The following is a 13218-nucleotide window of genomic DNA, read 5'->3' as shown; positions in this document are numbered from 1 at the left end:
TCCCCGGGGTCGAAAGGAGTGACCTGCGATGACGACGCCCGCGAACCACGGCCCGAACAACGGGGCGAACCAGCCCGAGGATGACGACCCGTTCGGCTACCTCTACGAGGACGGCCAGGCCGCGGGGGCCACCCCGCCCGGGCAGGGCGGCGGCTACGGCTACCCGGGACCGGCGGGCGGCGCTCAGCCGGGCGTGCCCCGGACCTCGTACAACCAGGTCCGCACGGTCGGCGACCGGCCCTACGGCGGCCAGCGCGGTCCCGTTCCCTATCAGCAGGGTCCCCCGCAGCAGCAGGCCTACCAGGCCCAGTACCAGGCCCCCGAAGCGCTCCAGGCGGGCGGCTACGGCGTTCCGCCGCAGCAGCAGCCCCCGCAGTACACCCAGTCCGTTCCGCTGCCGGGCTCCGGCGGCGGTCACGGCGGCGGCGGGTCCAGCCGCAGGGGCATGCTCATCGCGGCCGTCGCGGTGGTCGCCGCGGTGGCGATCGGCATCGGCGCGGCGGTGATCTTCGGCAAGGACGACGACGCCGACAAGGGCAAGAACAACACGGCGAACACGGGCCAGAGCCCGTCGGCACCCGCCCAGAGCACCCCCTCGGGCCAGCCGAGCAACTCCGCCCCGGCGGACGCCCCGCTGCCCAAGGGCGACGCGGGCGGTCCGGGCATGGTCATCAGCGGCAATGCGGGCCTGTCGAACGCGGTGCCGGGCGCGGAGAGCGCCAGCGGCCAGTACGTCGGCAACTTCAACCAGCCGGGCGCGGCGGTCACCTGGACGCTGGACCTGCCCAAGGGGGGCACGTACCGCCTCTACGTGCGCTACGGCATCCCGGGCGAGGACGCCAACGCCACCCTCACGGTGAACGGCAAGCCGAACACCTCGCCACTGAACATGAAGAACTTCGCGAAGTCTCCCCAGGGCGACTGGGAGAAGGGCTGGCAGAGGACCTGGGGCCAGGTGACCCTCAAGGAGGGCACCAACACGGTCAAGCTGTCGTGCGAGGCCGGCAACAAGTGCCAGGTCAACATCGACCAGTTGTGGCTCGAAAAGGGCTGATCAGCACCGAGGAGCAGGCCTAGCCCTCCGTGACCTTCACCGACCCCCGTACCTCCTCGTAGGTGCGGGGGTCGAAGTCTCCCGCCGTCGGGGCCGCGACCGTGGCCGCCGAGAGGGCGACCGCGCGGGTCAGGCGGGCCGGCCAGTCCGCGCCCTCCACCAGGGCCGAGAGGAGGCCCGCCACCGCGGAGTCGCCGGCGCCCGTGGGGTTGCCCGCCAGGGTGCGGGGCGGGGCCGCCCGCCAGGTGCCGCGGGAGGTGGCGGCGAGGAGTCCGGCCGGGCCGAGCGAGGTCACCACCGCGTGGGCCCCGCGCCGGCGGGCGTCCCGGGTGGCGGGGAGCGGGTCGCGGGACCCGGTCAGCTCGGCGAGCTCGGCGGCGTTCGGTTTGATCACGTCGGGCCGGGCGGCGACCCCGCGGCGCAGGGCTTCGCCGCTGGTGTCGAGGAGGACGGGCACGCCGGCCGTCCGGGCCGCCCGTACGAGGGTGGCGTAGGCCCCCACGGGGACGCCCGGGGGCAGGCTGCCGCACAGGGCCACCGCGCGGGCGCCGCCCGTCAGCAGGGCCTCGTAGCGGGAGAGGAACCCGGACCACTCGGCGGCGGTGATCAGCGGGCCCGGTTCGTTGAACTGCGTGGTGTCCCCGGAGGCCTCGTCGACGACGGCCAGGGTGCGCCGGGTGGTGCCCGCGCAGGGGACCAGCTCGTCGCGGACGCCGGGGGAGCCGGCGAGCAGCTCGCGTACGAGGGCTCCCGTCGGGCCGCCGGCGAAGCCGGTCGCGGTGACCTCGTGGCCGATCGCGGCGAGCACGCGGGCCACGTTGAGGCCTTTGCCGCCGGGGCGTTCGGTGACCTCGGTGACGCGGTGGGAGGCGTGCGCGAGCAGCCGCGGTACGCGGTAGGTGACGTCGAGCGCGGTGTTGAGCGTCACGGTCAGGATCATGGCGGGCCCCGGGTCGTGGTGTGTGCCGCCTCTGGCGGTGCCACAGCATGCCAAATGAAGGAGCGGTCGGCCCAGTACCCCGGGCCGACCGCTTCCCGGCTCGTCTCAGTTGCCCGCGAGCGGGTTCACGATCCATTCGCCGCGCCGCATGACGCCCCGGACGTCGAAGGCGGAGTCGAGGACGACGAGGTCCGCGTACTTCCCGGGCTCCAGCGAGCCGACCTGGTCGTAGACGCCGATCAGCTTGGCCGGGTTGGCGGAGATCGCCTGGACCACGGACTCGACGGGGAGCTTGTCGAGGGTGACCGACCGCTTGAAGGCGATGTCCAGGGTGAGGGTGGAGCCCGCGATGGAGCCTCCCTCGACGAGGCGGGCGACGCCCTCCTTGACCTCGACCTCCAGCGGGCCGAGGTGGTAGATCCCGTCGCCGAAGCCGGCCGCGTCCATCGCGTCGGTGATCAGCGCCACCCGGTTCGCGCCCGCGTGGTGGAAGGCCAGCTCCAGCATGGCCGGGTGCAGGTGGGTGCCGTCGTTGATCAGCTCGACGGTGACCCGCTCGTCCTCCAGCAGGGCCGCGATGGGGCCGGGGGCGCGGTGCTCCAGGCCGGGCATCGCGTTGTAGAGGTGGGTGGCCACGGTCGCGCCGGCGTCGATGGCCGCGCAGGTCTGGTCGTACGTGGAGTCCGTGTGGCCGATCGCCGCGACGACCCCGTGCTCGGCGAGCAGCCGTACGGAGTCCAGGCCGCCGGGGAGCTCGGTGGCGAGGGTGAACATGCGGGCGGAGCCCTGCGCGGCGTCGATCAGCTTGCGGACCTCGGCCGGGTCGGGGTCGCGCAGCAGGTCTTCCTTGTGCGCGCCCTTGCGGCAGGGGTTGATGAACGGGCCCTCGAAGTGGATGCCCGCGATGTCGCCCTGCTGGGTCAGCTCGGCGAGCAGTCCGGCGCGGCGGGCGAGCACGTCGAGGTCGTCGGTGACGGTGGAGGCGACCAGGGTGGTGGTGCCGTGCTCGCGGTGGGTCCGTACGCCCTTGAGGACCTCCTCGGCGGTGCCGGAGGTGAAGGAGGCGCCGCCTCCGCCGTGGTTGTGCGTGTCGACGAAGCCGGGGACAATCAGGCACCCGGTGAGGTCGACGACGGCCGCGTTCTCGTCCGTGGCGCCGGCGATGCGCTCGCCGTCGACGATGAGGCGCCCGCCCTTGACGATGCCCGTGGGCAGCACCACGTCGGCGCCGGAGAGAACGGTGCTGCGGCCCACATGTGCGCTTCCGGACATCAGGCAGGTACCTCCGTGGCGAGTAGATCCCAGGCGAGCAGCCCTGCACCCAGGCATCCGGCGGTGTCCCCTAGGGCCGCCGGAACGATGTGGGGCAGCCGCTGGAACGTCACGCGTTCCTCGACGGCCGTCCGTAGTGGTGTGAACAAGGTTTCCCCGGCCTCGGCCAGTCCGCCACCGATGATCAGCGTGCGCGGGTCCAGCAGGGTGATCGCGGTGACCAGCCCGTCGGCCAGGGCGCCGATCGCGGCGAGCCAGACCTCCCGGGCGCGCTCGTCGCCGGATTCGACGGCCTTGGCGCAGTCCGCGGCGTCTGCCTCGGCGTCGCCGGAGGCGGCCGCCCAGGCGCGGCTGACGGCGGAGGCGGAGGCGAGGGTCTCCAGGCAGCCGCGCTGGCCGCAGCCGCAGGCGGTGCCGCCGGGGCGGACCACGATGTGGCCGATCTCGCCCGCGTACCCGTGCGCGCCGGCCTCGATGCGGCCGGCGATGCCGATGGCTCCGGCGATGCCGGTGCCGAGGGGGACGAACAGGAAGCGGTCGGCGCCGCGGCCCGCGCCGATGCGTCCCTCGGCGAGTCCGCCCGTGCGGACGTCGTGGCCGAGGGCGACCGGGATGCCGCCGAGGCGTCTGCCGAGCAGTTCGCGCATCGGGACGTCGCGCCAGCCCAGGTTCGCCGCGTAGACGGCGATCCCGTTCTCGGCGTCGACGATGCCGGGGACGGCCACGCCGGCCGCGGAGGCGGTCGCGGCGAAGCGCTCCCGGCCGAGGTCGAGGAGCTCGGCGGCGAAGTCCTGGATCGTCTCGACGACGGCTTCGGCGCCCCGCTCGCGGCCGGTGGCGCGGCGCGCTTCGTGGAGCAGGGTGCCGTCGGCGGCGACGAGGGCGGCCTTCATCCCAGTGCCGCCCACATCGAGGGCGATGACGTGTTTCACGGGTTTCACGGGTGACAGTCTCGCGTGATCGGAGGGCAAAGGTCTAGTCCACTGAGAGGGATTGTTGAGTGGCCATACAAATTCAGGACCTTCGTCGGTGAGCGACGTCCGTACGCGCGTGCGCGTGCAGGCCGTGTGCACGTTTGGGGCCGGATGTTGACCAGGCTCAAAAGTGGTGTAGACCTTTACGCGAATCGTACGGAACAACCTGGGGTGGAACGAGAACTGTGAAGGCCCGAACTGTCCAGGCCAGAAAGCTGAACCTCGCCGCGTCCGGTCTCGCACTGTGCCTGACCACGGTGACGCTGACCGGCTGCGGCGCCGTGTCGGGCCTCACCGGGGACAACGAGGTCACCCTGAAGGTCGTGGCGGCCGATTACGGGGACAAACCGGAAAACTCCTCCAAGCCCTACTGGAAGGACCTCGCCGCGGCCTTCGAGAAGAGGAACCCCGGCATCAAGGTCCAGGTCGACGTCTACTCCTGGGAGGACGTGGACGCCAAGGTCGCCGAGATGGTCAAGGCCGGCGAGGCCCCCGACATAGCCCAGATCGGCGCCTACGCCGACTACGCCGCCGAGGGCAAGCTGTACTCCGCCGACGAGCTGCTCTCCGTGAACACCGAGGCCGACTTCCTCGCACCGCTCGCCGACGCGGGCAAGGTCAGGCGCAACCAGTACGGCCTGCCCTTCGTGGCCAGCACCCGGCTGATGTTCTACAACGAGAAGCTCTTCGCCGACGCCGGCATCATCCCCAAGGACGGCAAGACCCCCTGGCGCCCCAAGAGCTGGGCCGACCTGGAGGCCGCCGCCAAGAAGCTCAAGGCGGACGGCGTCCCCACGCCCATCGCGGTGCCCCTGGGCCGCGAGGAGGCGCAGGCCGAGACGATGCAGTGGCTGCTCTCGGGCGGCGGAGGCTACGCCGACAACGACGAGCAGTACGCGATCGACTCCCCGAACAACGTCAAGACCCTGGAGTTCCTGCGCGACGAGCTCGTCGGCGGGGGCCTGACCGGCCCCGTCGAACCGGGCAAGCTGAACCGCCAGGCCGCCTTCGACTCCTTCTCGCGCGGCGAGGTCGGCATGCTCAACGGTCACCCGACGCTGCTCAAGCAGGCCGCCGCCAAGGGCGTGAAGTACGGCATGGTCGCCATGCCGACCGCCGACGGGGTCAGCCACCCCACCATGGGCGTCGCCGACTGGGTGATGGCCTTCAAGACCGGCCACCAGATGCAGTCCGGGAAGTTCCTGGACTTCCTGTACGAGGCGAACAACGTGACGACCTTCACCGAGAAGTACGACCTGCTCCCGGTGACCACCAGCGGTTCCCGGGCGATGGAAGCCTCCACGGGGTCCTCCTCGGCGGAGCTGAAGACCTTCCTGCGCGCCCTGCCCAACGCGCGGCTCTACCCGGTCGGCAAGAAGTCCTGGGCGACCGTGAGCGAGGACGTCAAGAAGAACATCGGCAAGGCCGTGCAGCCGGGCGGGCAGCCCGGGAAGGTCCTCGCGGACATCGCGGAGGCCGGACGCAAGGCCGAGCCGCGCTGATCCGCGCTGCTCGTCCCTGCCGGGCGGGGGCTGTCGGAGGCCGGAGTTAACCTGGCCGTATGACGGACGCGGACGAGAGGCCGCCCGGCGGGCTGAGCCCCGACGAAGCGGCCGTACTGGCCTACGAGGCCCGCACCTGGCCCGGCCCCGGCGCCAAGGAGCGGGCCATAAGGGAAGGACTGGGGATGCCCCCGGTCCGGTATTACCAGCTGCTCAACGCGCTGATGGACGATCCCAGGGCGCTGCGGCACGCACCCGGCACCGTGAACCGCCTGCGGCGCATCCGGGAGGCCCAGCGGGCGCGGCGGTAGTGGCGGCCGGGGTGTGCTGCCCCGCGCCGTAGCCGTGGCCCGGCAGGGCCGTTAGGGTCGTGCGTATGGGGAGCCATCCGCACGATCTGCCGATGCCCGTCACCACCGCCGGACGCGAGGGACTCGAAGCCCTGCTCCGCGCACCGCGCCGCTCCGTGGTCGCCCTCGACTTCGACGGCACCCTCGCCGACATCGTCCCCGACCCCGACCAGGCCCGGGCCCACCCCGGAGCCGTCCCCGCGCTCGCCGCCCTCGCCCCCGAGGTCGGCTCCATCGCGGTCGTCACCGGCCGGCCCGCCGGGGTCGCCGTCCGCTACGGGGGCTTCGCCGGGGTACCCGGCCTGGAACACCTCGTCGTACTCGGCCACTACGGAGCCGAGCGCTGGGACGCCGTGAGCGGCATCGTGCACGCTCCGGCCGAGCATCCGGGGGTGGCGGCGGTCCGGGCGGAGCTGCCCGGGTTCCTGGACGCGATCGGTGCGTGGCGCGGGACGTGGATCGAGGAGAAGGGCCAGGCACTGGCCGTCCACACCCGGCGCGCCGCGGACCCGGAGGCGGCCTTCGCGGCCCTGCGCGAGCCCCTGGCGGGGCTGGCGGCCCGGCACGGCCTGATGGTCGAGCGGGGGCGGGCCGTACTGGAGCTGCGGCCGCCGGGGATGGACAAGGGCGTCGCGCTCACGGAGTACCTCGCGGAGGTGGGGGCGCAGGCCGTGCTCTACGCCGGGGACGACCTGGGTGACCTCGCGGCGTACTCCGCGGTGGAGAAGCTGCGGGCCGGGGGGATGCCGGGCCTGCTGCTGTGCAGCGGCTCGGCGGAGGTCCCGGAACTCGCCGCCCGCGCGGACCTGACCCTGTCCGGCCCGTCCCAGGTCGTCACCTTCCTCGCAGCCCTGGCGGCGGCGCTGGCGGCCTAGCCCGCAACTTCTTGACGCACCGCCCGCACCGCTGCGCCGGACTCCGTCCGGCGGTGGCGGGTCGGCGCTGGCGGCAGCCCCGCCCGGCCACCGCCGGCCGGAGGCTGGCGCAGCGGTGCGAAGCCCGCGCAGCGGTGCGAGGGGCGCGTTAAGAAGGAGGAGCGGGCGCGCGGAGCGCGTCCAGCTGGGACGTGAGCCACTGGGCCGGGGGGAGGGCCGTGGCCGCCACCGCGAGGCGCTTCGTGCGGTCCGCGCGCTCCGCCGCCGGCATGGAGAGGGCCGCGTGCAAGGCATCCGCCGTGGCCGTCACGTCGTACGGGTTCACCGTCAGCGCATCCGCGCCCAGCTCCTCGTACGCCCCCGCCCCGGTGGACAGCACCAGCACGCACCCCGCCTCCGAGACCACCGGGATCTCCTTCGCGACGAGGTTCATGCCGTCCCGCACGGGATTGACCAGCGCCACGTCGGCCAGCCGGTACGCCGCCAGGGACCGCGCGAAGTCGTCCTCGACGGAGACCAGCACCGGCTGCCAGCCGTCCGTGCCGAACTCCTCGTTGATCGAGGCCGCCAGCTCCCGCACCGACTCGGTGTACTCCCGGTAGACGGTCAGGTCCTGCCGGGAGGGGTAGGCGGAGGCCAGGTGGACGACCCGCTCCCGCCACTCGGGGTGCGTGATCAGCAGCTCCCGGTACGCCAGCAGCCCCCGCAGGATGTTCTTCGACAGCTCCGTCCGGTCCACCCGCACGATCGTCTTCAGATCGCCGACCTCCGCCCGCAGCGCCGCCAGCTTGTCGTCCACCTCCGGCCGGTGCGCGAGCGCGCGCAGCTCGTCCCCGTCCACGCCGAGGGGGTACGGGGTCACCGAGGCGAAGCGCTTCTCCCCGTATTTCCCGCCGTTGCCCGCGGGCGCCTTGCGGTGCCACACCCCGGACTGCCCGTCCCGGGGCCAGAAGGGCTCCGCGATGCCGGTCGCGTCGTCGAGGTGCGCGCCGGTGATGAAGTTGTCGGCCCACTCCCCCGTGTGGAACCCCAGCCGGTCCGCCCCGAGCATCCCCCACACCAACTGGCTCCGGATGTCCTCCGGGAGCATCAGCAGGAACTCCCGCGAGGCCCACGGAGTGTGCGTGAAGTGCCCGATCCGCAGGTCCGGGCGGAGCTCCCGGAGCATTCCGGGGGCCAGGGCCAGGTGGTAGTCCTGGATCAGGACCGCCGCCCCCTCGGCCGCCTCCTCCGCGAGGGCCGCCGCGAAGGCCTCGTTGTACGTGACGTACGACGCCCAGCGCCGCCGGAACTCCGCGTCGAAGACCGGCTCGCGCGGGATCTCGTACAGGTGGTGGTGGAGGAACCACAGCACCGAGTTCGCGATGCCGTTGTACGCGCCGTCGTAGATCTCCGGGTCGATCGGCAGCATCCGTACGCCCGGCTCGGAGACCCCCCGCCGGACCGCCTCCCGGTCCGCGTCCGACAGCGCCGCGCAGATCCACAGCGCGTCCGGCTGCTCCGCGAGGGCGGCGGAGAGGCCGGAGACGAGTCCGCCCCCGCCGCGGCGGGCACTGAGCGTGCCGTCCGCGGCGAGGGCGTAGGAGAGAGGGCCGCGATTCGCGGCGACGAGCACCTGGGAAGCCATGCGGCGAACCTAGCCCGCCTCGCCTCCGGTCAAACGTCAGCGCCTGCGCGTCCGCCGTACCGAGAGGAAGACCACACCGCCGAGTGCCGTGAGCGTGGCGGCCGCCGTGCCCATCAGCCACAGCTGCCGCCCGTCGGAGCCGGTGGTGGCCAGGTTCCCGCCCGGGGAGACCGTAGAGCCCGCCCCCGGGTCCACCGGGTTCTCCGGCAGCGGTCGCGGCTGCTGAGTGGTGGGGGATGTGGGTGTGGTGGGTGAGGTGGATGGGGACGGCGACGTGCTCGGCGACGGTGACGGGCTGGTCGAGGGCGACGGCGACGGCGAGGTCGACGGTGACGGTGACGGTGACGGGTCCGGGGGTGTGATCACCGGCGGGGCCGGTGCGCAGGCCGGGTCCTTCGAGTCGTCCTCGCAGTTGGTGCGGCCGCTCTGCGCGACCACGTGGTTCGTCAGCTTGCCGTCGCCGGTCAGCGGGTCGTTGACCTTCACCTCGTAGGTGATCGTCGCGGTCTTCCCCTTCGGGACGTCGCCCGTCCAGGTCAGCTTCGGCGCCGTGTACGCGGCCGAGCCGAGGTCCGCCGTCACCACCCCGTCGAAGGCGGCGTCGTCCAGCAGCTCGGTGAGGTCGTCCGTCAGCTTCGCGTCCGGGTAGTCCAGGCTGCTGATGTTCTTCGCGGTGATCGTGTAGGTCACCGTGTCACCGGGCGCGACCGCCTTCGCGGGCGAGGCGGTCTTCCTCACCTCCAGGTCCGGCACCGGCACGGCCAGCGCGAACTGCGAGATGACGTACGTGTCCCCGCGCGTGCGGAACGTCAGGTCGGCGGCGGTGGCCCCGGGCGGCAGCGCCGTCGCCGGGACGTCGAAGGACTTCGCGTCGATGCTCAGGTTGTTGGCGTGCTTCGGCTCCAGCGAGCCGTCGGCCGAGCTGGTGAAGAAGTTGTCGGTCGCCCCGTTGGCGGGGTCGGCGATGTTCGCGCCGTTCACCCGGAACTGGTCGCCCTTGGTGCTCCGGTCGCCCTCGTACGCCGTCGCGCTCGCCCGGACCGGGCCGTCGCCGGTGCGGTAGAAGCCCTTGACACGGACCGTGGTGTCGGGGTCGGCCGAGCGCTGGAGCGCGTGGCCGCCGTAGACGTAGACGTTGCGCCGTTCGGGCGCGTGCTCGTTCGGTCCGGGGTACGCGTACACGACCGTCAGGGACCAGCCGGCCACGCAGCCTCGCCCGCGCGGGGCCCAGACGTTGCCCACGGCGACGGTCACCGGGGAGCCGATGGCCACGTCCGCGAAGGCGGCGGTGACGTCGGACTCGCCCGTGTAGTAGTGCGGGCCGCCCGTCCGCGGCGGGTCCTCGACCATGTTCGACAGGGTCGCCGGGCGGGCGGCGGCCGAGCCGACCTTGATGACCGGGCGGGTGGTCAGCGGCTCGCCGGGACCGGGGACCGCGTCCCCGCCGGAGACGTCGCAGCGCTTGATGAGGTTCGAGCCGAGCTTGTAGGTGCCGTTGTTGCCGCCCCAGAAGAGCCGCGCGTACGCCACCTGCGCGCCCGGGGGCACGGTGAGCCGGGCACTGCCGGAGGTGCCCGTGGGGGTCCCCAGTCCGGCCGCGTCCACCGGGCGGGCGACGAAGTCGTTGTTGTTCTTCGTGCCCCCGCCGCGCTGGACCTCGGCGCACTCGGCGCACTCGGCGCACTCGGCGGCCTCGGCGGGCGGTGCCTGGGGGCACCCCATCACCGTGTTGCCGACCGTGACGAAGTCCCCGTAGAGCGCCTCGTCGTAGCCTTCTCGAAGGGGGAGACCACCTCCGCGGCGGCCGGTCCGCTCAGCGAGCCGAGCAGCAGCGCCGCGCCGCCGGCCACCGCGAGGGCGGATCCCCAGACATGTCTGGATACATGTCTGGCAGTTCTGGCATGTCTGAAACGTATGAACCCCATGAGGGGGAAATTAGCCCGATAGGGGATGGATCGGACGTTACGCCACGCGACGGCGCGCGTACTCCTCGATGTCCCGCATCGGAGGCCGCTCCTCGGTGTCCACCGCGTAGGTGTGCGGTACGAACCCCTCCGGGCCGCGCTCGAACTGCGTCAGCTCGGGGCGTACGAGGTGTCCGCGCGAGAGCCGGACCTGCGCCGTGCGGTAGATCGCCGCGGCCATCCGGCCCAGGGCCTGGCCGTCCTGGTGGCGGTGCAGCCGGACGCCCACGTCCACCTGGGCCAGTGCGTCCAGCCCGGCCGTGTGCAGCGCGTCCACCAGCAGCCCCAGCTCGACCCCGTAGCCCACGGGGAACGGCAGCCGCTCCAGCAGCTCGCGGCGTACGGCGTACTCGCCGCCCAGCGGCTGGACGAAGCCGGCCAGCTGCGGCCAGTGCAGGTTGAGCAGGGGACGGGCCACCAGCTCCGTGACCCGGCCGCCCTGGCCGTGGGCCTTGGCGGAGGAGAGGCCCTCAAACTCCTGGCCCAGGGGGCGGTCGTACATCGCCTTGACGAACCGCACGTCCGGATCGGTCAGCAGCGGGCCGACGATCCCCGAGACGAAGGCGGCCGAGAAATCGCGCAGGTCGGCGTCCACGAAGCAGACGATGTCCCCGGTGGTGGCCAGCAGCGAGCGCCACAGCACCTCGCCCTTGCCGGGGAGCGCCGGGATCCGCGGGAGGACCTCGTCGCGGTGCACCACCCGGGCCCCGGCCTTGGCGGCGACCTCCGCAGTGCGGTCCGTGGAGCCCGAGTCGATCACGACGAGCTCGTCCACCAGCGGCACCGGCAGGCCCTCGATCAGATCGCGCCGGATCACCTCGACGATCGCGCCGACCGTCGCCTCCTCGTTCAGCGCCGGCAACACCACGCTCACCGTGTTCCCCGCTGCCCGCTTGGCGGAAAGCAGCTGGCCGAGCGGTCGGTCGGCGGCGGACCAGGAGCGGTCTGCCAACCAGCGCTCCACCTCTTCCAGCACCTTCAGCACTCCCTGGTTCTTCACTGATCGTTCACTGGTTTGGACCGAATTGTGATCCATCTCGCGGTTCGGACGGCTGTCTCAACCCCCCGGACCTTCGGTTACAGTCTTGAACAACGCGATGGCCCACCGCATGCCGGGGGGCCCGCGTACAAACGCACCGGCGCGCCATAGAGCGCGTGTGCCGGTGCCATACCGCTCATCCAGAGGGGCAGAGGGACACGGCCCGTTGAAGCCCCGGCAACCCTCCAGTCGGTCTCGCGATCGCGCATTCCAGCGCCGCAGCGAGGTCCCCGGCTAGGGAAGGTGCCAATTCCGTCTCATGGCGAAGTGCGCCATGGGGAAGATGAGGAGAAAGGGCCTCGCCATCATGGCTGCACAGTCTGTCGCAACCTCTGCCGAAACCACTGTTTCGAGCACCTCTGTCGATCTCGGTCCCGCCACCGGCCTTTCCTGTCGTGAGTGCGGTACCCGCTTCGAGCTCGGCCCGATCTTCGCCTGCGCCGAGTGCTTCGGACCGCTCGAAGTCGCCTACGAGCTGCCCCTCGGTGACCCGGAAGCCCTGCGCGCCGCCATCGAGGCCGGCCCGAACAACATCTGGCGCTACGCGCCGCTGCTGCCCGTCCCGGCGGACGTGGCCTCCAAGCCGAGCCTGAACCCCGGCTTCACCAAGCTCGTGGACGCGGCCAACCTGGCCAAGGAGCTCGGCGTCACCGGCAAGCTGTACGTCAAGGACGACTCCGGCAACCCGACGCACTCCTTCAAGGACCGCGTCGTGGCCATCGCCGTCGAGGCCGCCCGCGCCTTCGGCTTCACCACCCTGTCCTGCTCCTCCACCGGCAACCTGGCCGGCGCCGTCGGCGCCGCGGCCGCCCGTGCCGGCTTCCGCTCCTGCGTGTTCATCCCGCACGACCTGGAGCAGGGCAAGGTCGTCATGGCCGGTGTCTACGGTGGCGACCTGGTCGGCATCGAGGGCAACTACGACGACGTCAACCGCTTCTGCTCCGAGCTCATCGGCGACCCGCTGGGCGAGGGCTGGGGCTTCGTCAACGTCAACCTGCGCCCGTACTACGGCGAGGGCTCCAAGACCCTGGCATACGAGATCTGCGAGCAGCTCGGCTGGCAGCTGCCCGACCAGATCGTCATCCCGATCGCGTCCGGCTCGCAGCTCACGAAGATCGACAAGGGTCTGCAGGAGCTGATCAAGCTCGGCCTCGTCGAGGACAAGCCGTACAAGATCTTCGGTGCCCAGGCCGAGGGCTGCTCGCCCGTCTCGACCGCCTTCAAGGCCGGTCACGAGGTGGTGCGCCCGCAGAAGCCGAACACCATCGCCAAGTCGCTGGCCATCGGCAACCCGGCGGACGGCCCGTACGTCCTGGACATCGCGCGCCGCACCGGCGGGTTCGTCGAGGACGTCAACGACGAGCAGGTCGTCGAGGCCATCAAGCTCCTCGCCCAGACCGAGGGCATCTTCGCCGAGACCGCGGGCGGCGTGACCGTCGGAGTGACGAAGAAGCTCGTCGAGAACGGGCAGCTCGACCCCACGCTGACCACCGTGATCCTGAACACCGGTGACGGCCTCAAGACCCTGGAGGCGGTGGCCGAAGGTGGTGGCCAGACCGCCACCATCCGCCCCAGCCTGGACGCGTTCCGCGCCGCCAACCTGGCCTGATCTCTTTCTCCC

Annotated in this window: 11 protein-coding genes and 1 riboswitch; of the genes, 5 read left to right on the top strand and 6 right to left on the bottom strand. The window is 72.1% G+C overall.

The features are described 5' to 3' along the window. Window positions 1–28: 28 nt before the first annotated feature. Window positions 29–1054 carry a CBM35 domain-containing protein gene (locus tag OG435_RS21365; RefSeq protein WP_266878773.1) on the top strand — a complete coding sequence of 342 codons (1026 nt, stop codon included), beginning with the start codon at window positions 29–31 and terminating at the stop codon, window positions 1052–1054. A 19-nt stretch (window positions 1055–1073) separates the two neighbouring features. Here OG435_RS21365 and OG435_RS21360 read toward each other — a convergent pair whose 3' ends face one another. From OG435_RS21360 to OG435_RS21350, 3 genes are all read right to left on the bottom strand, one after another. Beyond that, window positions 1074–1994 (bottom strand): 1-phosphofructokinase family hexose kinase, encoded by a 921-nt coding sequence (locus OG435_RS21360; RefSeq protein WP_266878771.1) that lies wholly within the window; start codon window positions 1992–1994, stop codon window positions 1074–1076. Window positions 1995–2099: 105 nt separating this feature from the next. After that, window positions 2100–3266 (bottom strand): N-acetylglucosamine-6-phosphate deacetylase, encoded by a 1167-nt coding sequence (nagA, locus tag OG435_RS21355; protein WP_266878769.1) that lies wholly within the window; start codon window positions 3264–3266, stop codon window positions 2100–2102. Further along, a complete protein-coding gene (locus OG435_RS21350) occupies window positions 3266–4198 on the bottom strand; it encodes an ROK family protein (RefSeq protein WP_266881954.1) in 933 nt (310 codons plus the stop codon). Before OG435_RS21350 ends, nagA begins: the two co-directional genes overlap by 1 nt. A 257-nt stretch (window positions 4199–4455) precedes the next feature. On the opposite strand from OG435_RS21350, the gene OG435_RS21345 reads away from it, so the two are divergent. The 3 genes from OG435_RS21345 to otsB all read left to right on the top strand — a co-directional run bounded on the left by OG435_RS21345 (window position 4456) and on the right by otsB (window position 6967). Continuing rightward, entirely contained in the window at window positions 4456–5742 is a 1287-nt protein-coding gene (locus OG435_RS21345; protein ID WP_430625771.1) for an extracellular solute-binding protein, read from the top strand. Between the two features lie 59 nt (window positions 5743–5801). Continuing rightward, entirely contained in the window at window positions 5802–6053 is a 252-nt protein-coding gene (locus OG435_RS21340) for a DUF3263 domain-containing protein (protein ID WP_266878767.1), read from the top strand. A gap of 65 nt (window positions 6054–6118) precedes the next feature. Beyond that, window positions 6119–6967: a trehalose-phosphatase gene (otsB, locus tag OG435_RS21335; protein ID WP_266878766.1), complete on the top strand. Its 849-nt coding sequence runs from the start codon at window positions 6119–6121 to the stop codon at window positions 6965–6967. Between the two features lie 148 nt (window positions 6968–7115). Here the strand turns inward: otsB and OG435_RS21330 are convergent, their stop codons facing one another. The 3 genes from OG435_RS21330 to OG435_RS21320 all read right to left on the bottom strand — a co-directional run bounded on the left by OG435_RS21330 (window position 7116) and on the right by OG435_RS21320 (window position 11534). Then, window positions 7116–8594 (bottom strand): alpha,alpha-trehalose-phosphate synthase (UDP-forming), encoded by a 1479-nt coding sequence (locus tag OG435_RS21330; protein ID WP_266878765.1) that lies wholly within the window; start codon window positions 8592–8594, stop codon window positions 7116–7118. A 36-nt stretch (window positions 8595–8630) separates the two neighbouring features. Further along, on the bottom strand, window positions 8631–10316 hold the full coding sequence (locus OG435_RS21325) for a hypothetical protein (RefSeq protein WP_266878764.1): 1686 nt from the start codon (window positions 10314–10316) through the stop codon (window positions 8631–8633). A gap of 240 nt (window positions 10317–10556) precedes the next feature. After that, the gene (locus tag OG435_RS21320) at window positions 10557–11534 is read right to left on the bottom strand and encodes a glucosyl-3-phosphoglycerate synthase (RefSeq protein ID WP_266881952.1); all 978 of its coding nucleotides are present in this window, start codon (window positions 11532–11534) and stop codon (window positions 10557–10559) included. Between the two features lie 196 nt (window positions 11535–11730). Then, window positions 11731–11887, top strand: a riboswitch (SAM riboswitch). On the opposite strand from OG435_RS21320, the gene thrC reads away from it, so the two are divergent. Next, on the top strand, window positions 11881–13206 hold the full coding sequence (thrC, locus tag OG435_RS21315; protein WP_430625667.1) for a threonine synthase: 1326 nt from the start codon (window positions 11881–11883) through the stop codon (window positions 13204–13206). It overlaps the preceding riboswitch by 7 nt. The last annotated feature ends 12 nt before the right edge of the window (window positions 13207–13218 follow it).

Origin of the sequence: Streptomyces sp. NBC_01264 (assembly GCF_026340675.1) — a bacterium.
GTDB lineage: Bacteria > Actinomycetota > Actinomycetes > Streptomycetales > Streptomycetaceae > Streptomyces.
Note: the sequence above shows the minus strand (reverse complement) of the source record. Positions and strands in the feature narration are given on the sequence as shown.